Raw genomic sequence first — 21,803 nt, forward strand, 5'->3', positions numbered from 1 at the left:
TTCACGTAGTCGAGCGGCCCGCGACGGCCGCACCCCGAAGGAATAGGGAACATGCCGAAGATCCTGCAGTTCGACGAGGACGCCCGCCGCTCGCTCGAGCGCGGTGTCAACAAGCTGGCCGACACCGTCAAGGTGACCATCGGCCCCAAGGGCCGCAACGTCGTCATCGACAAGAAGTTCGGCGCCCCGACCATCACCAACGACGGTGTCACCATCGCCCGTGAGGTCGAGCTCGACGACCCGTACGAGAACCTTGGCGCGCAGCTCGTCAAGGAGGTCGCCACCAAGACCAACGACGTCGCGGGTGACGGCACCACCACCGCCACCGTGCTGGCCCAGGCCCTGGTCAACGAGGGTCTGCGCAACGTCGCCGCGGGCGCCGGCCCGGCCGCCCTGAAGAAGGGCATCGACAAGGCCGTCGCCGCCGTCTCCGAGCACCTGCTGTCGGTCGCCCGCGAGATCGAGGGCAAGGACGACGTCGCCGCCGTCGCGAGCCTCTCCGCCCAGGACACCCAGGTCGGCGAGCTGATCGCCGAGGCGATCGACAAGGTCGGCAAGGACGGTGTCATCACCGTCGAGGAGTCGAACACCTTCGGCGTGGAGCTGGACTTCACCGAGGGCATGCAGTTCGACAAGGGCTACCTGTCGCCGTACTTCGTCACCGACGCGGAGCGTCAGGAAGCGGTCCTCGAGGACCCGTACATCCTGATCAACCAGGGCAAGATCTCCTCCATCCAGGAGCTGCTGCCGCTGCTGGAGAAGATCCTCCAGGGCGGCACCTCCCGCCCGCTGCTGATCATCGCCGAGGACGTCGACGGCGAGGCGCTGTCCACCCTCGTGGTGAACAAGATCCGCGGCACCTTCAACGCGGTGGCCGTCAAGGCCCCGGGCTTCGGCGACCGCCGCAAGGCGATCCTCGGCGACCTGGCCGTCCTCACCGGCGGCACCGTGATCTCCGAGGAGGTCGGCCTCAAGCTCGACCAGGCCGGTCTGGACGTGCTGGGCTCCGCCCGCCGCGTGACCGTCACCAAGGACGAGACGATCGTCGTCGACGGTGCCGGTGACTCCGAGGCCGTGACCGGTCGGGTCGCCCAGATCAAGGGCGAGATCGCCAACACCGACTCGGACTGGGACCGCGAGAAGCTGCAGGAGCGCCTGGCCAAGCTGGCCGGCGGCGTCTGCGTCATCCGTGTCGGTGCCGCCACCGAGGTGGAGCTGAAGGAGCGCAAGCACCGCCTGGAGGACGCCATCTCGGCGACCCGTGCCGCGGTCGAGGAGGGCATCGTCGCCGGTGGTGGCGCCTCCCTGGTCCACGCCGCCAAGGTGCTGGACGGTGGCCTGGGCCTGTCCGGCGACGAGGCCACCGGTGTCGCGGTCGTCCGCAAGGCGCTGCACGAGCCGCTGCGCTGGATCGCCCAGAACGCCGGCCTGGAGGGCTACGTCATCACCTCCAAGGTCGCCGAGCTGGAGCTGGGCCAGGGCTACAACGCGGCCACCGGCGAGTACGGCGACCTGGTGAAGGCCGGCGTCATCGACCCGGTCAAGGTCACCCGCTCCGCCCTGGAGAACGCCGCGTCGATCGCCTCCCTGCTTCTCACCACCGAGACCCTCGTGGTGGAGAAGAAGGAGGAGGAGGCCGACGCCGGTCACGGCCACGGCGGTCACGGCCACTCGCACTGAGGCCCGAAGCACTGACCGGAGGCCCGGTCCGCGCCCCGCTGGGGGTGGCGGGCCGGGCCTCCGGCGTTGCGGCACCGGCCGGGCCCGGGCGAGGCCGCACCGGTGTGTTCCATCCTTCAACTATCAGTTGAATTTTGCTAGTTGCAAAGAATGCCTTATATCTTGGAGGCATGATCGAGGCCCGCCATCTGCGCGTCCTGCGTGCCGTCGCCCGCACCGGCTCCTTCTCCGCCGCCGCTCGTGAGCTGGGTTGCACCCAGCCCGCGATCAGCCAGCAGATGAAGGCCCTGGAGAAGTCCGTGGACACCCCGCTGGTGGTCCGTTCGGGCCGCGGGATGCAGCTCAGCGAGGCCGGCCGGGTGCTGCTCAAGCATGCCACCGGAATCCTCGCCGGACTCTCCGCCGCCGAGGAGGAGGTGGCGGCGATCGCCGGACTGCGGGCCGGACGGGTCCGCCTGGTGTCCTTCCCGACCGCCAGCTCGACCCTGGTGCCGCCGGCCGTCGCCCGGCTGCGGGGCACCCATCCGGGGGTCCGCGTGTCGCTGGTCGAGGCGGAGCCGCCGGAGTCGCTGGCGATGCTGCGCGGCGGCGAGTGCGAGGTCGCGCTCGCCTTCCGCTATCCGCAGGCCCCCGGTTCCGCCCTCGCGACCGCGTCGGCGCCCGCGCACAGCACGCCGCGGGAGGCGCGCGCCGAGGCCAATCTGGAGGCCCAGCAGCTGAGCGCCGGCGCCGACTGGTCCGACCTGGTGGCCACCCCGCTGCTGGACGACCCGCTGGTCGGCCTGCTGCCCGCCGGGCACCGGCTGGCCGGGCGCGGCGGGCCGGTGGAGCTGGCCGAGCTGGCGGAGGAGCAGTGGATCGCCGGCTGCCCGCAGTGCCGGGGCCACCTGGTGGAGCTGTGCGCGGGGGCCGGCTTCGAGCCGCGGATCGACTTCGCCACCGACGACTACCCGGCGGTGGTCGGGCTGGTGGCGGCCGGGCTCGGGGTGGCGGTGCTGCCCGGACTGGCGCTGGAGTCGGTGCGCCCGGACGGGGTGGCGACGGTGGCGGTGCACGCCGCCTCGGGGGCGCCGGCGGTACGGCAGGTGGTCGCGCTGACCCTGCCGGACCTCGCCGAGGTGCCGGCGGTGGCGCTGATGCTGGAGCGGCTGTCCGGGGCGGCCGCCGGCCGCTGACACCGCCGCCCCGCCCGGCCGCCGGAGGAGCGGGCCGCCGGGCGGGACCGGGCCGGCGGGGCCGGGTTCCGGACGGAGGTCACCCGGAGGGGGTCGGAAGGGCCGCAGGGGGGTCGGTGGGAGGCCGGGGGAGATCGCCGGTGGAGAAACGTTTCTCCTGGCCGGCGCGGAACCGGCCGCCTACTGCTGCGACACGCCCGGAGCGACCAGCGGCACTTCCGCCAGACGGTGGCGCGAGCGGCCCATCAGCTCCTCGCGCTCGTCCTCGGTGAGACCTCCCCACACGCCGTACGGCTCGCGGACCGCCAGGGCGTGCGCGGCGCACTCGGTGCGGACCGGGCAGCGGGTGCAGACCTCCTTGGCACTGGCTTCGCGTGAACTGCGGGCGGCGCCGCGTTCTCCCTCGGGGTGGAAGAAGAGGGAGCTGTCCACGCCGCGGCAGGCTGCGGAGAGCTGCCAGTCCCAGAGATCCGCGTTGGGGCCGGGGAGGCGGGAGAAATCTGCCATGGCTCATTCCCTTCAGAGGTCGTCGACCGCGGGCCGGTCACCAGCGGGTCGCGCTGGAGTCGGCTCGGCGGGGCGTCCGGCGCGGTGTGGACACCTGGAAATATGACTTACGGCAACTCCATGGACAAGTCACCCACAGAGTGGCACAACAGTCAATGACCATACAAAAGCTCTAAAAACGGGCAAAGTGGGCATGACTGTCGAGCTGACAGTCGCCCGGCGCAAGCGTGGCAATCGGGTGGCCGACCGGCGCGCGGAGCCCCGCGCGGGTGTGCGGGTTGTACGCCGACCGCGCGCGAGCTGGGCAAAAGTGCGGCGTGTGCACCGCGATGCGGCTGATCGGTAACGGGTCGGCCACGTACAGTGGTGGAGATGGCCCTGAAGGCCGTAACTCATTCGAGTGACGGTCGTTGGAAGTGCGGAGGCGGTTAGCGGACGCCGGACGTCGGGAACGATCGCGGGGAACCTGGGCGATCAGCACGGAGTCTGACGCCGGTGGGCCGTGTCGGAGAGGTTCGTACCAGCCAGGAGGCTCAACGTGACGCGGATCAGCTGCGGAGGACGACAGTCATGACTTCCGTTCTCGTTTGCGACGATTCCCCGCTCGCCCGCGAGGCGCTTCGCCGCGCGGTCGCGACCGTACCCGGTGTCGATCGGGTCACCACCGCGACGAACGGGGAGGAGGTCCTCCGCCGCTGGGTGGCCGACCGCTCCGATCTCGTCCTGATGGACGTCCGGATGCCCGGCCTCGGCGGGGTGGAGACGGTCCGGCGGCTGCTGTCCGCCGACCCCGGTGCCCGGATCATCATGCTCACCGTCGCCGAGGACCTCGACGGTGTCGCGCTCGCGGTCGCCGCGGGTGCGCGCGGTTACCTGCACAAGGACGCCTCGCGCGCCGAACTGCGGGCCACCGTGACCCAGGCCCTCGCCGACCCGACCTGGCGGCTCGCCCCCCGGCGGCTGCGCAGCCCCGACATGGGGGCCGCGCCGACCCTGACGGCACGTGAGATCCAGGTGCTGGAGGGCATGAGCCACGGCCGCAGCAACGCCGAGATCGGCCGTGAGCTGTTCCTCTCCGAGGACACCGTCAAGACCCACGCCCGGCGGCTGTTCAAGAAGCTCGGCGCCTCGGACCGCGCGCACGCGGTGGCCCTGGGCTTCCGGTGGGGCCTGGTCCGCTGACCGCCGGCGCCGCCGCCGGTTCCGGCCCGCTGTTCGCGATTGCCCCTGCGGAGGCGTGTGACGTTACGGCCCCGAGGTTGCACCATGGAGGAGTGGAGCACCTCGGGGACCAGCGGACAGGAACTGCGGCGAACCACGCAGCCGCAGGAGACTCGGCGGACGGCGCCGCGGACGGGACCGTCGGCGGCGGTGGGGCGGGAGGCGGTGCGGTGCAGGAGGGGCCGGTGGTGCGTACCGGAGCGGCACCGCATAACGTTCCGGTGCACAACTCCGGACGCGGTGCCGCGTTTTCCCGCGCGACCAGGCACCATGGACCGATGCGTGACGACGTGACGGGGTCTCCCGGCGAGGCGGACCCGGTGGAGGCCGAGCCCTCCGCGCCCGGGCCCGGCCCGGCGTACGCGGATCCGGCCGACGGGCCGGGCGCGCTCGCCGCGCTGGTCGCGGCCGCCGTCCGCGGCGAGGGCCCGGCGATCGACGCCCTGCTCGCCCACGTCCACCCGCTGGCGCTGCGCTACTGCCGCGGCCGGCTGGTCCGGCTGCCCGGCGGCGCCCGGCACCATGTCGACGACATCGCCCAGGAGGTCTGCGTCGCGGTGCTCTGCGCACTGCCCCGCTACCGGGACCTGGGCCGCCCGTTCGAGGCCTTCGTCTACGGGATCGCCGCACACAAGATCGCCGATCTGCAGCGGGCCGCGATGCGCGGGCCCGGATCGACCGTGGTCCCGCAGGACGACCTGCCGGAGGTGCCGGACGACGCGCTCGGCCCGGAGGAGCGGGCGCTGCTCAGCAGCGACGCCGCGTGGGCCAAGGAGCTGCTCTCCAACCTGCCGGCCCGGCAGCGCGAACTGGTGCTGTTGCGGGTGGCCGCCGGACTCTCGGCGGAGGAGACCGGCGAGGTGCTCGGCATGTCGCCGGGGGCCGTCCGGGTCGCCCAGCACCGGGCCCTCAGCCGCCTCCGCGCCCTGGCGGAGGAGTCCTCCTAGGGGCTGGTTCCCGCCCTGGGGGCGCGCGGGCGAATCATGGAATGACTCATGGTGGGCCGGTGTTGTCAAGGGCAGCACGAGGAGCCGTTCGCGGTGCCAGTACGATGGGGTATCGGCGTCTGGGCGGGTCGCCAAAGTTCCGACGGTGCGTGTGGGGTTCCCCTGGAGGATCCTCCAATGGACACCCGGCTTTCGGCGGTCCGAGTAGCTGATGACTGCGCCCCCACCCTCGGGCGTGAGCGGATTAGGCCGGCCACGGAAGGTACCCCCGAAATGTCTTACAACGCCGCAGGCGTACCCGAGAAGTTCGCGATGCTCGGGCTCACGTACGACGACGTCCTGCTGCTGCCGGGGGCGTCCGAGGTGCTGCCGAACCAGGTCGACACCTCCTCGCGGGTCTCCCGCAACGTGCGGGTGAACATCCCGCTGCTCTCCGCCGCGATGGACAAGGTCACCGAGGCGCGGATGGCGATCGCGATGGCCCGTCAGGGCGGCGTCGGCGTCCTGCACCGCAACCTGTCGGTCGAGGACCAGGCCAACCAGGTCGACCTGGTGAAGCGCTCCGAGTCCGGCATGGTCACCGACCCGATCACGGTCGGCCCGGACACCACGCTGGGCGAGGCCGACGCGCTGTGCGCGAAGTTCCGCATCTCCGGCGTGCCGATCGCCGACGAGAGCGGCAAGCTGCTCGGCATCGTCACCAACCGCGACATGGCCTTCGAGTCGGACCGCAGCCGCCGGGTCCGCGAGATCATGACCCCGATGCCGCTGATCACCGGCAAGGTCGGGATCTCCGGCGTCGACGCGATGGCGCTGCTCCGCCGCCACAAGATCGAGAAGCTTCCGCTGGTCGACGACGAGGGCCGGATCAAGGGCCTCATCACCGTCAAGGACTTCGTCAAGGCCGAGCAGTACCCGAACGCCGCCAAGGACGCCGAGGGCCGGCTGCTGGTCGGCGCCGCCGTCGGCGCCAGCGCCGAGGCCTTCGACCGCGCCCAGGCCCTGGTCCAGGCGGGCGTGGACTTCCTGGTCGTCGACACCTCGCACGGCCACAGCCACAACGCGCTGGCCTGGATCGCGAAGATCAAGTCGGCCGTCGGGGTCGACGTGGTCGGCGGCAACGTCGCCACCCGTGACGGCGCCCAGGCGCTGATCGACGCCGGCGTGGACGGCGTCAAGGTCGGCGTCGGCCCGGGCTCCATCTGCACCACCCGCGTGGTCGCCGGCATCGGCGTCCCGCAGGTCACCGCGATCTACGAGGCGGCCCTGGCCTGTCAGGCGGCCGGCGTGCCGGTCATCGGCGACGGCGGCCTGCAGTACTCCGGCGACATCGGCAAGGCGCTCGCCGCCGGTGCCGACACCGTGATGCTCGGCTCGCTGCTGGCCGGCTGCGAGGAGTCCCCGGGCGAGCTGCTGTTCATCAACGGCAAGCAGTTCAAGTCCTACCGCGGCATGGGCTCGCTGGGCGCCATGCAGACCCGCGGCCAGGCGCGGTCCTTCTCCAAGGACCGCTACTTCCAGGGCGAGGTCACCTCCGACGAGAAGCTGATCGCCGAGGGCATCGAGGGCCAGGTGCCCTACCGCGGCCCGCTGTCCGCGGTGCTGTACCAGCTGGTCGGCGGCCTGCGTCAGACCATGGGCTACGTGGGTGCCGCCACCGTCGCCGAGATGGAGAGCAAGGGCCGGTTCGTCCGGATCACCTCGGCGGGCCTCAAGGAGAGCCACCCGCACGACATCCAGATGACCGTCGAGGCGCCGAACTACACCAGCCGCGGCTGATCACGCGCTGGTCCGGAGGGCCCGTCACCGACCGGTGGCGGGCCCTCCGGGCTGTCCGGGCGCCGGTCCGCGGCCGGTCCGGGGGACGGGGCGGCGCCGTGCGGCCCCCGGGGGGTGCGGGATACTGGGGGGCGGCCGGGGTGACCCGGCCGGGCATGAGCAATACCAGCAGAAGGGCTCGAAGTGACTGAGATCGAGATCGGGCGTGGCAAGCGCGGCCGCCGGGCGTACGCCTTCGACGACATCGCCGTCGTCCCCAGTCGCCGTACGCGCGACCCGAAGGAGGTCTCGATCGCCTGGCAGATCGACGCCTACCGTTTCGAGCTGCCGTTCCTGGCCGCGCCCATGGACAGCGTGGTCTCCCCGCAGCAGGCCATCACCATCGGCCGCCTCGGCGGCCTGGGCGTGCTGAACCTCGAGGGCCTGTGGACCCGCTACGAGGACCCGCAGCCGCTGCTCGACGAGATCGCCGCGATCACCGACGAGGCCGCCGCCACCCGCCGTCTGCAGGAGATCTACTCGGAGCCGATCAAGGCCGAGCTGATCAAGCAGCGGATCCAGGAGGTCCGCGACTCGGGTGTGGTCACCGCCGCCGCGCTCTCGCCGCAGCGCACCGCCGAGTTCTCCAAGGCCGTCGTGGACGCCGGGGTCGACGTCTTCGTCATCCGCGGCACCACCGTCTCGGCCGAGCACGTCTCCGGTGCCGCCGAGCCGCTCAACCTGAAGCAGTTCATCTACGAGCTGGACGTCCCGGTCATCGTCGGCGGCTGCGCCACCTACACCGCCGCCCTGCACCTGATGCGCACCGGCGCGGCCGGCGTGCTGGTGGGCTTCGGCGGCGGCGCCGCGCACACCACCCGCAACGTGCTGGGCATCCAGGTGCCGATGGCCACCGCCGTCGCCGACGTGGCCGCCGCCCGCCGCGACTACATGGACGAGTCCGGCGGCCGCTACGTGCACGTCATCGCGGACGGCGGCGTCGGCTACAGCGGCGACATCCCGAAGGCGGTCGCCTGCGGCGCCGACGCGGTGATGATCGGTGCCGCGCTGGCCCGCGCCACCGACGCGCCCGGCAAGGGCTACCACTGGGGCATGGAGGCCGTGCACGAGGAGCTGCCGCGCGGCAAGGTGGTCGACCTCGGCACCGTCGGCAGCACCGAGGAGATCCTCACCGGTCCGTCGCACACCCCGGACGGCACCATGAACCTGTTCGGCGCCCTGCGCCGGGCGATGGCGACCACCGGGTACACCGAGCTCAAGGAGTTCCAGCGGGTCGAGGTGACCGTCAACCCGGCGCTCCACCACCGCTGAGCCGGCCGCTCCCGCCCGAGGCCCCGTCGCACCGCGCGACCGGGGCCTCGCGCCGTTCCGGGCCGGGCGGGCCCGCTACTGGCGGGTGGCGGCCCGGCGGGTCAGCAGGAAGCCGCCGATCACGGCGATGCCGTAGAAGACCAGGTCCAGCGTGCGGCGGTCGGCGCGCCAGAGCGGGAGGGCGTCGCGGAGCAGCTCGCCGTACCCGGTGCCGGCCAGCTGGTGCAGCCGGCGGGTCTGCCCGAGCAGCTGGCCGAGGAACAGCGCGCCGGAGGCCAGCACGGCGCCCAGCGGCGGCAGCAGCCGGCCGGGGCCGCCGAGCCGGCCGAGCGGCCAGGCCACCGCGGCCGCCGGGGCGATGGCCAGCCAGCCGACGGTGGCCTCGGCGCGGATCGGCGCGCAGCCGAGGGCCGCCGCGCCGGCCAGCATCGCGAGGACGGCGATCGCCACCGCCGGGACGGTCCGTCCGCGTCCGCGCCCGGGCCGGCGACGGCGTCCGGGGGCGTTCAGGTCGGGCGTCGCGGCGGCCGCCGGGGCGGGGTCGGCCGGGTCGACGGGGCGGTAACCGGCCACCGGCGCACCGGGCATACCGGGGGCGACGTACCCCTCCGGGGTCTCCGGTTCCGGTGCGACCGAGAAATGCCGGGCCGTGGGCGGCCGGTTCGACTGGCCGTCAGCGCCCGGTGCGGATGCGGTCATGGACGTCCTTTTCCCCCCGGAAAGACGGTGAGCTGCCGAACGGTAGCAGTGGCCGGAGCCGGCCGGACAGAGTTTTCGATCACAGATCGGGCACGGAGCGCCGCCCCGGTCCGGGGTGCGGACCAGGGTGGCCGGGGGCCGGGTGGCCGGGCGCGCGCGGGACAGGGGATGATGGAGGCTTGGGCGTTCGGGCCCGACGCCGGTCCGACGTGCCGTCATCACGACCGCCAGCAGCACATGGGGGAACGTTCCGAATGACCCAGGCGCAGGGTTCCACCGGCCGCCTCCTGGCCGGACGCTACCGGCTGGACGCGGTGCTCGGTCGTGGTGGCATGGGCACAGTGTGGCGCGCCGAGGACGAGATGCTGGGCCGGACGGTCGCGGTCAAGGAACTGCGGATGAACGCCAGCGTGGACGAGGACGAGAAGCACCGGCTGATCGTCCGGACCCTGCGCGAGGCCAAGGCGACGGCGCGGATCCGGCACTCCTCGGCGGTCACCGTCTTCGACGTGGTCGAGGAGGACGACCGGCCGTGGATCGTCATGGAGCTGGTCGAGTCCCGCTCGCTCGCGGACGTCATCCGGGAGGACGGCCCGCTGGCGCCGGCCCGGGCGGCGGAGATCGCGCTGGACGTGCTCGGCGTGCTGAGCGCCGCGCACGCGCACGGCATCCTGCACCGGGACGTCAAGCCGTCCAATGTGCTGATCGGCGAGGACGGCCGGGTCGTGCTCACGGACTTCGGCATCGCCAGCGTGGAGGGGGACTCCTCGGTGACGTCGACCGGGATGCTGGTCGGCGCGCCCTCGTACATATCCCCGGAGCGGGCCCAGGGACAGAAGCCCGGACCGCCGGCCGACCTGTGGTCGCTGGGCGGCACGCTGTACGCGATGGTCGAGGGCCGGCCGCCGTACGACCGGGGCTCGGCGCTGGCCACCCTGACGGCGGTGATGACGGAGGAGCTCACCGCGCCGGTGAACGCCGGGCCGCTGCGGCCGGTGGTCGAGGGGCTGCTGGCCAAGGACCCGGCGGAGCGGCTGACCGCCCCGCAGACCCGGTCGATGCTCAAGCGGGTGGTCGCGGAGGCGACCGCGCGGGCCGAGTCGACCACCGAGCACGCGGTGCCGGTGGCGGGCGCGGGCGGCGGTACGGGTAGTGACACCGGCGCGGGCGGCGGTTCAGGCGACGGTGCGGGCGGCGGTTCGGGCAAGGGCACCGGCAAGGGCGGGAAGCCGCCGGTCGGCGGACTGCTCGGGACGGTCCGGGTGGGCAGCCGGGCCGGGGACGCCGGGAGCGGGGAGACGCCGGTGGCACCGGGCACCCCGGAGGCGCCGGTACCGGTGGGGGACGCGGAGACCTCGGCCGAGGCGGCCAGGCCGGTCACCAGTGAGTGGACGCTGGGCGCGACCCAGGCCGCCGGGGCCGACCCGCGCACCGGCCGGCGGCGGCTGGCCGTCGCGACGGCGGTGGTGGTGCTGCTGCTGATCGCGGGCCTGATCGTGCTGCTGCAGGCGTTCGGCGGCTCCGAGGACGGCTCGGCCGAGGGCGCGCGCGGCACCGCGCCGGTGGCGGCGGTCACGGCCGGAAGCACGGACGGCGCCGCGCCGGCGACGGCCTCGGAGAGCACCGGCCCGGGGGAGGCCGCGGCGCCCGCGCCGACCGCCGCCCCGGCCGCCACGCCGACGCCCACGCCCACGCCGACTCCCAGTGCCACGCCGACGCCGACGCCGACACCGACGCCGACGCAGACCGGGGCGGTCGTGCCGGCCGGGTACCACGAGTACAAGGACCCGTCCGGCTTCTCGATCGTGCTGCCCGACTGGCTGCAGCCGACGGGCTCCGACTCGAACCGCCGCACCTTCAAGGGCAACGGCAGCACCCTGCGGGTCGAGTGGACGACCACGCCGGGGGCGAGCGCGCTCGCCGACTGGCAGGCCTCCGAGCCCGGGCTGCGCGGGCAGGTGAGCAACTACCAGCGGGTGCAGCTGCAGTCCGTCGCCTACCGGGAGTGGACCAACGCGGCCGACTGGGAGTGGACCAACGGCACCCCCAGGACGCACTCGCTGAACCGGGGCTTCGTCACCGGCTCCCCGGCCAAGTACGGCTACGCGATCTACTGGACCACGCCGGACGCGGACTGGTCGGCGGCGCCGAACGCGCAGGCGCGGCAGACCGCGTTCGACACCTTCCAGCCCGCGCCGTAAGTCCGTCCGCTCGCCCCTCCGGGGCGGGGGCACCCGCTCGTGCTTCGCGGGTGCCCGTCCGGTCAGCCGATCAGGCGCTGTTTGGCGCGGGTGAACTCCTCGGCGGTGAGGGCGCCGGCGGTGTGCAGGGCGGCCAGCCGCTCCAGCTGGTCGAGCAGGTCGGCGCCGGTGGAGGCGGGGGCCGCGGGGGCCGCGGCGATCGGCTCCTTCCGGGAGCCCTCGCGGGCCAGCCGGGCGGCGGCCCGGAGCTGCTCGGCGAACACCTCGGCCTTGACCACGTCCTCGAAGCGGTGCGAGCCGGTCAGCGCGACCACGAGCAGTACCTCGCCGTTGATCCGGGTCCTGGTGACGGTCGCGTCGGTGACCGCCGCGAGCGGAACCGGGACCGGGGGCTTGCCGTCCTTGAGGAAGAGCAGCCGATGGGTGGTCAGGACCAGCACGCCCTTGCGGAAGTGGTCGGGGTGGCGTCCCGCCGTCGAGGCGATCGGCTTCTCGTCGGGGGCGACGTTCGCCTCGACCGTGCGCAGGGCCGCGGCCCGGTGGTCACTGCTGCTGTTGCCGGCCACGTCGAAGGCCGTGTCGATGAGATCGCTCCAGTCCATGGACCGAGGGTAATCCGGGGGACCGGGGCGGTGTCTTCCGCGGGCAACTAGGCTTGGCGGCGAGCGGAGAGGAACACGCATGCGAGCGGGCCCGGGGCAGGTGCTGGCGGGGCGTTATCGGCTGACGGACCACCTGGAGGCGCTGGGCGCGTTCGCCGCGGACGAGCGGACCGGTGACGTCGTGCGGCTGCGCGCGCTGGAGCTGCCCGCGGTGCTGATCGGGGATCAGGAGCCGGACGGCCCCGGCGCGGAGCCGGGGGAGCGGCTGGTGCGGCGGGTGGCGGCGGTCGGTGCCGCGGCGCCCCGGCACGCCCGACTGCTGCAGGGCGCGGGCGCGTTCGTCGAGGGCGACCTGCTGTGGACGGTCGAGGAACGGCCCGCCGGACAGCCGCTGGACGCGCTGCTCGGAGCCGGCCCGCTGCCGCCGTACCGCGCGGCGGAGGTGGCGGCGGACCTCGCCGGGGCGCTGCGGGCGCTGCACGGGGCGGGCCTGGTGCACGGGAACGTGACGGCCGCCTCGGTGCTGGTCGGCGAGGACGGCGCGGCCCTGCTGGGCGGGCTTCTCCCCGGGGTGGCCGAGGAGGCGCTGGCCGAGGAGCTGGGCGGTCCGGGCGGGCGGCGGCGGTACGAGGTGCGGGCCGCGCTGGTCGGGCCGGTGGCCGAGCGGTGGCCGTTGGACGGCGGCCCGGCCGGCGACTGCTGGGCGCTCGGGGTGCTGCTGCACCGGATGGCGACCGGGCGGGCGCCGTACCCGGAGAGCGGGGTGCCGGAGCTGGTGACGGCGGTGCGGGAGGGCCGGCGGGTCCCCGCCGAGGCGTGCGGGCCGCTGGGGCCGCTGGTGGAGCGGCTGGTGCAGTCCGATCCGGCGCTGCGGCCGACGGCGGCGGAGATCACGCTGGAGCTGGCGGAGCTGCTGGCGCGCGCGCCGGAGCCGGTGGACGGGCCGGCGGCGGCCGGTGCGCCGGGACTTCCGGGGCCCCGGTCGGCGCGGCCGGCCGGGCGGCGCCGGGCGAAGGGCGCGGCTGCGGCGGGCCGGTCGCGGGACCGGCACGGGGGGCCGCCGAAGGCGGAAACGGTGCGGGCGGAGGCGGCCGGAGCGGCCCGGCCGCCGCGGATCCCGCCGGCGCTGCTGGGGCCGCTCCTGGTCGGCGGAGTGTTCCTGCTGCTGGTCCTCGGCGTGGCGGCCGTGGTGCTGTTCGCAGGCTGACGGGGCCGGTGGGAACATGGTCGCCGGGACGGCGGGCGGGGGAGATTCCCGGGGGACACCCGGGACGCCTAGGGTGTCCGTGGAATCTGTTCGATTCAGTGGTCTGCACCGAGTGGTCTGCACCGGGCCCTCCGTCGCGTGACGGCAGGTGAATGAGGGGGAGCGGTCGCGGATGGGCGCGCAGGACCGGCCGGAGTCGGCCGAGGGGGAGCGGCTGCTGGTCGGTCGCTACGAGCTGGGCGAGCGGCTCGGCCGCGGCGGGATGGGCACGGTCTGGCGGGCCCGGGACCGGATGCTGGACCGCGAGGTCGCGGTCAAGGAGCTGACCGTCAGCCACCTCCCCGAGGAGGAGGTGGAGATCCTGCACGCCCGGATGAAGCGGGAGGCCGCCGCGGCCGCCCGGATCAAGCACCCCGGCGTGATCACCGTGCACGACGTGCTGGAGCAGGACGGCCGGCCGTGGATCGTCATGGAGCTGGTCGACGGCCGTTCGCTGGCCGATGTGATCAGCCAGGACGGCACCCTGCCGCCGCGCGCCGCCGCCGAGGTGGGCGGCCAGGTGCTGGCCGCGCTGCACCGGGGCCACCAGCTGGGAGTGCTGCACCGGGACGTGAAGCCGGCCAATGTGCTGCTGGAGCACGGGACGGGGCGGGCGGTGCTGCTGGACTTCGGCATCGCGACGTACGAGGGCTCGGCCGAGCTGACCCGGCCGGGCGACCTGGTCGGTTCGCCGGACTACCTGGCCCCGGAGCGGGCCCAGGGCGAGCGGCCGGGGCCGGCCTCCGACCTGTGGGGGCTGGGGGCGACGTTGTACGCGGCGGTGGAGGGCGACTCGCCGTTCCGCCGCACCTCGCCGCTGACCACGCTGGCCGCGGTGGTCGGTGACCCGCTGCCGGAGCCGCGCCGGGCCGGGCCGCTGGGTCCGGTCCTGGCCGCGCTGATGGCGAAGGACCCGGACGAGCGGCCGAGCGCGGACGAGGCGGCCCGGATGCTGGCCGAGGTGCAGGCCGGGCACACCGTCGGGCTCAAGCCGGTCGCGCCGGTGCGGATGCCGACCCAGTCGGTGCCGGTGGTGGACCGGGCGGGCCAGCCGGAGGAGCGGTCGGACGACGGGTCGGAGAACGAGGACGAGGCCGGGGCGGCCTCGGCGTCGGCATCGGGATCGGCGGAGGGCGCGGAGGCCGTCACGGTGCCCCAGGCCCGGACGGCGTCGGAGCGGGCGGAGGAGCCCTCGGACGAGCCTTCCCCCGGGACCGGCCCGGCGCGGGAGAGCGACGAAGGGGCGCCCACCGGACCGGTCACGCCGGTGCCGTACACCGATGCGCCCGCGCGCGGGCCGGCCAGGCGCCGGACGGTGCTGCGGGTGCTCGCGCTCGTGGTGGGCCTGGCGGTGCTGGCCGCCGGGGCGCTCTACCTGGTCCAGCGCCAGCGCGCGGAGGACCCCGACCGGTCCGCCCCGAGCCTGACCCAGGGCCCGGGCCCGGTCGGGCCGCAGCCGACCGCCCCGGTCGACGGCGCTCCCGCGCCCAGCGGCTACCAGTGGGTGGACGACCCGGCGGGTTTCCGCTTCCCGCTGCCGGTGACCGTCCCGGCCTGGCAGCGCTCCAGCACGCCGGACAACCAGATCTACTACAGCCCCGACAACAAGGCGCACTACCTGCAGTTCGCCGTCACCGTGGGCCAGTCGGTCCGGCCGCTGGAGCACATGCGGCAGATGGAGAGCACCGTCTCCAAGTCGTTGAAGGAGTACAAGCAGCACCGGCTCACCGGCGTCGCCGTGAACGGCCACGAGGCCGCGGTCTGGGAGTTCAGCTACCTGGCCAAGGAGGGCGGCCGCCGCCGGGCGATCGAGGCCGAGTTCATCGACGAGGACGGCACCAGCTACGCGATCTACTCCTCCAGCTTCGACCGGGGCAACGAGTGGAACGAGGCCGAGCAGCGGTTCAACGCGGTGCTCCACTACTTCACCCCGACCCGCTGACCGCCGCCGGCCGCCGCTGATCCGTAGCGTCCGCACCCGCACGGGGGTTTCTTGTTACCGACGGGTACCGCACCGGCCGCCGAGCGCCTAGGCTGCGCCCTATGTCGGACCTCACAGCAGCTGCCACGGCCACCGATCCCGCCGGCCCGGGCGCGCCGGGCCGCAACCCCGCCGCCCCGGGCGGTGGGCGTACCGTCGCCTCGGCCGTGCCCTCGTCACTGGTCGACCGCCTCGCCGCCGGGGTCACCGCCACCGGCGAGCCCAGTGTGGTGGAGACCGTCGCCCCGCTGACCGGCGAACGGCTGGCCGGCCTGCCGCGGTCCACCCCCGCGGACGTCGAGGTCGCCTTCGAGCTCGCCCGCCGCGCCCAGCCGTCCTGGGCCGCGCTGCCGGTCCGCCGGCGCGCCGCCGTCCTGCTGCGCTTCCACGATCTGCTGATCAAGCGGCAGGACGAGGTGCTCGACCTGATCCAGGCGGAGACCGGCAAGGCCCGGCTGCACGCCTTCGAGGAGGTGCTCGCGGTCGCGATCGCGGCCCGCCACTACGGCCGGGCCGCGCACGGCTACCTGCGCGACAAGCGGCACCTCGGTGCGGTGCCGCTGTTCACCCAGGCGGTCGAGGCCCGCCGCCCCAAGGGCGTGGTCGGCCACATCTCGCCGTGGAACTACCCGTTCGAGCTGTCGGTCGGCGACGCGCTGCCGGCCTTCGTGGCGGGCAACGCGGTGGTCAACAAGCCGGACACCCAGACCGCGCTGACCGCGCTCTGGGCCCGCGAGCTGCTGATCGAGGCCGGACTGCCGGCCGACCTGTGGCAGATCGTGATCGGCGACGGCCCGGTGATCGGCCCGGCCGTGGTCGAGCACGCCGACTACGTCTCGTTCACCGGCTCCACCCGCACCGGCCGCGAGGTCGCCCGGCGGGCCGCCGAGCGGCTGGTCGGCGCCTCGCTCGAACTCGGCGGCAAGAACGCCCTGCTGGTGCTGGCCGACGCGGACCTCGACAAGGCCGCCGAGGGCGCCGTCCGGGCCTGCTTCTCCTCGGCCGGCCAGCTGTGCATCTCGATCGAGCGGCTGCTGGTCCACCGCTCGGTGGCCGACGAGTTCCTGGCGAAGTTCGCCGCCCGCACCCGCGCGCTGCGGCTCGGCGGCGGCCTCGCCTACGGGGCGGACATGGGCTCGCTGGTCTCGGGCCGCCAGCTGGAGGCCACCACCCGGCACGTCGAGGAGGCGGTCAAGGCCGGCGCCACCGTGCTGGCCGGCGGCAGGGCCCGGCCGGACCTCGGCCCGTTCTTCCACGAGCCGACCATCCTGGAGGGCGTCACCCCGGACATGGCGGTCTGCGGCGAGGAGACCTTCGGCCCGGTGGTGTCCGTCTACCGCTTCGACACCGAGGAGGAGGCGGTGGCCGCCGCCAACTCCACTCCGTACGGCCTCAACTCCAGCGTCTGGACCACCGACGTGCGGCGCGGGCGGGCGATCGCGGCCCGGCTGCGCACCGGCACCGTGAACGTCAACGAGGCGTACGGCGCCGCCTACGGTTCGGCCGCCTCGCCGATGGGCGGCATGGGCGACTCCGGGCTCGGCCGGCGGCACGGCGCCGAGGGCATCCTGCGGTTCACCGAGGCGCAGACGATCGCCAGCCAGCGGCTGGTGCCGCTCGCCCCGGCGTTCGGCCAGGACGACAAGCAGTACGCGGCGATGATGACCGCCGGGCTGCGGATCCTGAAGGCGCTGCGCGTCAAGTAGCCGGGCCCCCGGGCCGGCCCCCGTTTCGTGAACGACTTCCGAAGGAGCAGAGGCAGATGGTGGGTTCGGCTGACGGCCAGGAGTTCGACTACGACGTGGTCGTGGTCGGCTCCGGCTTCGGCGGTTCGGTCTCGGCGCTGCGGCTGACCGAGAAGGGGTACCGGGTCGCCGTCCTGGAGGCCGGGCGCCGCTTCGACCGCGACGAGCTGCCCAGGAACTCCTGGGACGTCGCCAACTACCTGTGGGCGCCGAAGCTCGGCCTGTACGGCATCCAGCGCATCCATCTGCTGGCCAATGTGCTGATCCTGGCCGGCGCCGGGGTCGGCGGCGGCTCGCTGAACTACGCCAACACCCTGTACGTGCCGCCGAAGGCGTTCTTCGAGGACCGCCAGTGGCAGCACATCACGGACTGGCAGGAGGAGCTGGCGCCGTTCTACGACCAGGCGCGGCGGATGCTCGGGGTGCGGCTCAACCCGACCGTCACGCCCTCGGACGTCCACCTCCGGGCGGCCGCCGAGCGGATGGGCGTCGGCGACACCTTCCACATGGCACCGGTCGGGGTGTTCTTCGGCGACGGCAAGGACGCCGACGGCGCGGCGAAGGCGGCGCCCGGCGAGGAGGTGCCGGACCCGTACTTCGGCGGCGCCGGCCCGGCCCGGCGGTCCTGCGTCGAGTGCGGCGAGTGCATGACCGGCTGCCGCCACGGCGCCAAGAACATGCTCACCGAGAACTACCTGCACCTGGCCGAGCGGGGCGGCGCCGAGATCCACCCGCTCACCACGGTGGCCCGGATCCGGGAGTGGGGCGAGGGCTTCGCGGTGGATGTCCGGCGCACCGACGCCCGCTCCACCACCGACCGGGTCAAGGCCGGGGCGCGGACGATCACGGCCGCCCGGGTGGTGGTCGCGGCCGGCACCTACGGCACCCAGAACCTGCTGCACCGGATGCGGGCGGGCGGCCACCTGCCCCGGATCTCCGCCCGGCTCGGCGAGCTGACCCGGACCAACTCCGAGGCGCTGGTGGGCGCGCAGACCACCGACCGGCGCTACGGCGCCCGCGCGGACTTCACCAAGGGCGTGGCGATCACCTCCTCGATCCACCCCGACGAGAACACCCACATCGAGCCGGTCCGCTACGGCAAGGGCTCCAATGCGATGGGCGCGCTCTCGATCGCCCAGGTGCGGGGCGGCGGGCGGCTCCCGCGCTGGCTGCGCTACCTCGGCAACTCGGTCAAGCACCCGGTGACCTTCGGCCGCTCGATGAACCAGCACCGGTGGTCGGAGAAGACGATCATCGGCCTGGTGATGCAGTCGCTGGACAACTCGATCACCGTCTCGCTGAAGGAGAAGGGCCTCGGCAAGGGCACGCTGACCTCCCGCCAGGGCCACGGTGCGCCCAACCCCACCTGGATCCCGGCCGCCGAGCAGGGCGCGCAGGCGCTCGCCGAGGAGATCAACGGCTTCGCCGGCAGCAGCGTGGGCGAGATCTTCGACATCCCGCTGACCGCCCACTTCCTCGGCGGCTGCGCGATCGGCGACTCCCCGGAGACCGGTGTGGTCGACCCCTACCACCGGCTCTACGGCTACCCCGGGATCAGCGTGGTGGACGGTGCGGCGGTCTCCGCCAACCTCGGCGTCAACCCCTCGCTGACCATCACGGCGCAGGCCGAGCGGGCGATGTCGATGTGGCCCAACAAGGGCGAGGAGGACACCCGGCCCGCCGCCGGCGAGGCCTACCGCCGGGTCGCCGCGGTCGCGCCGGTCGCACCGGCGGTGCCCGAGGACGCGTTCGGCGCCCTGCGGCTGCCGCTGCTGGCGGTGCCGGAGGTGCCGAAGAAGCGGGACTGAGCCCGGCCGGGGGCCGCGCCGCCGGAGCGCGGCGCGGCCTCCGGCGTCTCCCGGTGTCTTCCGGTCCGTGGACGGTGACCGGTTGACAGCTGTCCGTGCCCGATGAAAGAAAAGGGGCGCCCTGGGGGGACCAGGCGATCGTTCGTTCGGACGGGGGGACGCGGCCCATGGCCATCTGCGCATCCTGCGGCGCGGTTTCGGCGGAAGGGGCGTCGGTCTGCGCGTCCTGCGGGCGGCCGGCGGTGCCGCCCCCGCTCCTGCCACCTGCTCCGCTGCCGCCGCCGGTGCTGCCGCCCGCTCCGCTGCCGCCGCCGGTGCTGCCGCCCGCGTCGCCGGCCCCGGCGAAGCCGGCCCTGCCGCCGCCGGTGCTGCCCCCGCCGCTGCCGGACCCGCCGCCCGTCGCGGGGAGCTGGGGCGCCGGGCGGCCGTACGACCCGGCCGGTGCCCGGCCCGCCGCCCTCGCGTGGCTCACCGGCGCCGACTGGCGCCCGGCCCTGCGGGCGGTCGTCGCACCGACCGCCGTCCTGCTGCTGGCCGCGCTGATCGCCGCCGTCCCGGAGAGCGCCTACTACTCCGGCGCCCTCGACGCGCCGTCCTTCGGCAAGCGCCTCGGCAGCTCGCTGGCGATGGCGCTGGGCGCGCTCGGCGCGCCCTACCGGCTGGGCTTCGAAACCTCCGGGGGCGGCAGTTCCTCGGTGTTCCGCGCCCTGCCGATGACCGTCACCGCGCTCTGGCTGTTCACGCTCTGGCTCGGCCTGCGGGTCGGCGCGCGCCGTCGGCAGCAGCACACCGGCGAGCAGCAGACCCGCCGGCAGGCGGCCGGCGAGGCCGTGCGCACCGCGGTGGCCGCGGCCACCGTGACCCTGCTGCTCGGCCTGGTCGGCGGTGCGCAGTGGCACCCCGGCGGCGCCCGTTTCGGCCTGGACGCCGCGGCCTCGGCCAGGTTCCTCGGCCGGACCACCTACAGCTCCTCGGCCGGCTGGTGGGAGGCGGTCGCGTGGACGGCCCTGCTGGCCGGCCTGCTCGCCTTCGCCGTGCACGGCACGGACGCGCTGCGCTGGGCGGCCTGGCGCAACCGGGCGGTGCGCGGCTGGGCGGTCGCGGGCCTGGCGGCCGGGCGCGCGCTGACGGTCTCGGTGGCGCTGGCGGCGGCGGCCGGTTTCGTGGTGGTCGCGGTCCGGGTCGACGGCGATCTGACCGGCGCAGCGGTGGCCTTCCTGCCCAACCTCGGTCTGCTGCTGCTCGGGGTGGGCTCCGGGGCGACCTTCCGGGTCAGCAGTTCCACCGCGCCCGGCGGGGCGCCGGACTGGCAGCCGGACCCGCGCGACGTGGACGAGTACTCCTTCTTCGACCCGCACACCGCGGGGACCGACTGGCGCTGGTCCGCCCTGCTCGCGCTGGTCTCCGCCGCGGTGCTGGGCTGGACGGCGTACCGGCGGCGGCTGGACCGGGCGGACCGGCTCCGGCTGGCGGCCGTGTACGCGGTCGGGCTCAGTCTGCTGATGCTGGTCTCGGGGACGCTGGTGTCCACCGAGTCCGTGCTCGACCCGTTCGGCCGGTCCCGGGAGTCCGGTTTCGAGGACTCGCTGGGCCTGGTGCCGTGGACGCTGCTGGTGGCCAACGCGGTCTGGGCGGCCGTCGGCGCGCTGGCGCTGCCCCCGCTGCTGGCGGCCCGCGACCGGAGGCCGGCGCCGCCGGCGGACCGGGGCCCGGGGGAGCCCGGGGCGGAGTCCGCCGGGGCGACGCCGATGGTGCTGGAGGTGGTCGGCTCGGAGGACGGGCGGGCGCCGGCCGGGCCGGCGCCGGAGGACGACGGCCCGGTGGACCCGAGCGTGTGGAGCCGGCGGCCGTAGCCGGCACCCGGGCCCGGTCGGGGCCCGGCCGGAAACGGGGAGCCGGTCGGAAGCAGGGAGTCGGCCGGAAACGGACCCCGGACAGGGCAAAGGGCCCCGCGGGGGAACGGGGCCCTTTGTCGCTCAGCACCCGGCGTCAGGGCCGCGCCGGTGCTGGGGTGACGGCGCCGGGGGAGGAGCGCCGTCCGGTCAGTCGGTCGATGGGTCGCGCGTCGCCGCGGCTCCGGCGGGGTGGGCCGGCGCGCGCGGGCGCACAAGGCCGTGGCGGTGGTCCCGGACGCATGCCTGCGTCGAGCCTTCGCTCACGGAGCGTGAGGTGATAATCGTTGCCACTGCGGGTCTCGGCGGCATCGATCGGCACTCCGCAGATGGCGCTCAGGCCATCGGGAGAACCTCTTCCAAGCAGCATCGTGCTGGACGAAGGGCTTGCTCTGCAACCGATTCGGCATGATTCGGTACAGGCCGTTTCCGGCCGGGCCGGTCGTCGGGCCCGGGCCGGGGCACCCCCGCCGGGTACCGGACGGGGTGGCGGCAGAGTGGCAACGATGATCACGGTGTGTAGTGGCAGCGCTCGGGGCGCACGGAGACGCGCGTAGCGGCGCGGGGACGGGGACCGGGGTGCGCCGGGATCGAACCGGGTGCGGCGGCCGGCACCGGGCGTCCCCGGCGGCCGACCGCCCCACCTCCTTGGTCCAGTCACGGCCGGGTTCGCTGTCCCCTGCTGGCCGGCCGCAGCACCCGCGCACGGTCCCACGGCGCGCCGCTCCCCGGTCTGGCCGGTTCCGCGACGGCGCCACGCGCGCCGGTGGACTGGTTCGAGCTCCACGCGTGGTCCTGCACAGCCGTACGGGGCGCCCTGGCCGGGGCGGGGTGACGCGTCTGGCGGACGCGGCGCGGTCGTACGGTCCGCCCGGAGCAACGAACCGGCTGCCGCGGCGGTCACGGCCGCGGGGGCGGGCAGACGAGTGAAACCGGCCAGCCCGGTAGACTCGACGGCAGACCCCCGCCTGTCGCCCGGCGCCCGCCCTCCGAGGGATGCGCCGCGTGC

General features: G+C 74.5%; 15 protein-coding genes. 12 read left to right on the plus strand and 3 right to left on the minus strand.

Annotation, left to right across the window (positions count from 1 at the left end; translation table 11 throughout):
• The first annotated feature begins 51 nt into the window (after positions 1–51).
• Together groL and ADK60_RS25690 are read left to right on the plus strand one after the other, a co-directional pair.
• On the plus strand, positions 52–1,680 hold the full coding sequence (groL, locus tag ADK60_RS25685; RefSeq protein ID WP_053649139.1) for a chaperonin GroEL: 1,629 nt from the start codon (positions 52–54) through the stop codon (positions 1,678–1,680).
• A 170-nt stretch (positions 1,681–1,850) separates the two neighbouring features.
• Positions 1,851–2,855 carry a LysR family transcriptional regulator gene (locus tag ADK60_RS25690; protein ID WP_053649141.1) on the plus strand — a complete coding sequence of 335 codons (1,005 nt, stop codon included), beginning with the start codon at positions 1,851–1,853 and terminating at the stop codon, positions 2,853–2,855.
• 180 nt (positions 2,856–3,035) lie between these two features.
• Here ADK60_RS25690 and ADK60_RS25695 read toward each other — a convergent pair whose 3' ends face one another.
• Positions 3,036–3,362 carry a WhiB family transcriptional regulator gene (locus ADK60_RS25695; protein ID WP_053649143.1) on the minus strand — a complete coding sequence of 109 codons (327 nt, stop codon included), beginning with the start codon at positions 3,360–3,362 and terminating at the stop codon, positions 3,036–3,038.
• A 570-nt stretch (positions 3,363–3,932) separates the two neighbouring features.
• On the opposite strand from ADK60_RS25695, the gene ADK60_RS25700 reads away from it, so the two are divergent.
• From ADK60_RS25700 to ADK60_RS25715, 4 genes are all read left to right on the plus strand, one after another.
• A complete protein-coding gene (locus tag ADK60_RS25700) occupies positions 3,933–4,544 on the plus strand; it encodes a response regulator transcription factor (protein ID WP_014136228.1) in 612 nt (203 codons plus the stop codon).
• 317 nt (positions 4,545–4,861) lie between these two features.
• Positions 4,862–5,530 carry an RNA polymerase sigma factor ShbA gene (gene shbA / locus ADK60_RS25705; RefSeq protein ID WP_078896129.1) on the plus strand — a complete coding sequence of 223 codons (669 nt, stop codon included), beginning with the start codon at positions 4,862–4,864 and terminating at the stop codon, positions 5,528–5,530.
• Between the two features lie 273 nt (positions 5,531–5,803).
• Positions 5,804–7,309 (plus strand): IMP dehydrogenase, encoded by a 1,506-nt coding sequence (guaB, locus tag ADK60_RS25710; protein WP_045937788.1) that lies wholly within the window; start codon positions 5,804–5,806, stop codon positions 7,307–7,309.
• A gap of 183 nt (positions 7,310–7,492) precedes the next feature.
• The gene (locus ADK60_RS25715) at positions 7,493–8,620 is read left to right on the plus strand and encodes a GuaB3 family IMP dehydrogenase-related protein (RefSeq protein ID WP_045937787.1); all 1,128 of its coding nucleotides are present in this window, start codon (positions 7,493–7,495) and stop codon (positions 8,618–8,620) included.
• 75 nt (positions 8,621–8,695) lie between these two features.
• Here ADK60_RS25715 and ADK60_RS25720 read toward each other — a convergent pair whose 3' ends face one another.
• Positions 8,696–9,319 (minus strand): hypothetical protein, encoded by a 624-nt coding sequence (locus ADK60_RS25720; protein ID WP_053649145.1) that lies wholly within the window; start codon positions 9,317–9,319, stop codon positions 8,696–8,698.
• 254 nt (positions 9,320–9,573) lie between these two features.
• Here ADK60_RS25720 and ADK60_RS42330 point away from each other — a divergent pair, with 254 nt between their 5' ends.
• Positions 9,574–11,520, plus strand: a complete 1,947-nt coding sequence (locus ADK60_RS42330; RefSeq protein WP_053649147.1) for a serine/threonine-protein kinase — start codon at positions 9,574–9,576, stop codon at positions 11,518–11,520.
• 62 nt (positions 11,521–11,582) lie between these two features.
• Here the strand turns inward: ADK60_RS42330 and ADK60_RS25730 are convergent, their stop codons facing one another.
• The gene (locus ADK60_RS25730; protein ID WP_052708754.1) at positions 11,583–12,122 is read right to left on the minus strand and encodes an SHOCT domain-containing protein; all 540 of its coding nucleotides are present in this window, start codon (positions 12,120–12,122) and stop codon (positions 11,583–11,585) included.
• A 79-nt stretch (positions 12,123–12,201) separates the two neighbouring features.
• Between ADK60_RS25730 and ADK60_RS45055 the strand changes: the two genes are divergently transcribed.
• The 5 genes from ADK60_RS45055 (at position 12,202) to ADK60_RS25755 (ending at position 20,755) form a co-directional block, all read left to right on the plus strand.
• Complete coding sequence (locus tag ADK60_RS45055; protein WP_053649148.1) at positions 12,202–13,329, plus strand: protein kinase family protein; 1,128 nt, start codon at positions 12,202–12,204, stop codon at positions 13,327–13,329.
• Between the two features lie 172 nt (positions 13,330–13,501).
• Positions 13,502–15,310 carry a serine/threonine-protein kinase gene (locus tag ADK60_RS25740; RefSeq protein ID WP_053649150.1) on the plus strand — a complete coding sequence of 603 codons (1,809 nt, stop codon included), beginning with the start codon at positions 13,502–13,504 and terminating at the stop codon, positions 15,308–15,310.
• Positions 15,311–15,411: 101 nt separating this feature from the next.
• On the plus strand, positions 15,412–17,055 hold the full coding sequence (locus ADK60_RS25745) for a succinic semialdehyde dehydrogenase (RefSeq protein ID WP_053649152.1): 1,644 nt from the start codon (positions 15,412–15,414) through the stop codon (positions 17,053–17,055).
• 56 nt (positions 17,056–17,111) lie between these two features.
• Positions 17,112–18,902, plus strand: coding sequence for a GMC oxidoreductase (locus ADK60_RS25750; RefSeq protein ID WP_045937779.1), 1,791 nt, complete (start codon positions 17,112–17,114; stop codon positions 18,900–18,902).
• Between the two features lie 167 nt (positions 18,903–19,069).
• On the plus strand, positions 19,070–20,755 hold the full coding sequence (locus ADK60_RS25755; RefSeq protein ID WP_159400583.1) for a hypothetical protein: 1,686 nt from the start codon (positions 19,070–19,072) through the stop codon (positions 20,753–20,755).
• Positions 20,756–21,803: the final 1,048 nt, after the last annotated feature.

The organism is Streptomyces sp. XY431 (genome assembly GCF_001279805.1).
Lineage (GTDB): Bacteria > Actinomycetota > Actinomycetes > Streptomycetales > Streptomycetaceae > Kitasatospora > Kitasatospora purpeofusca.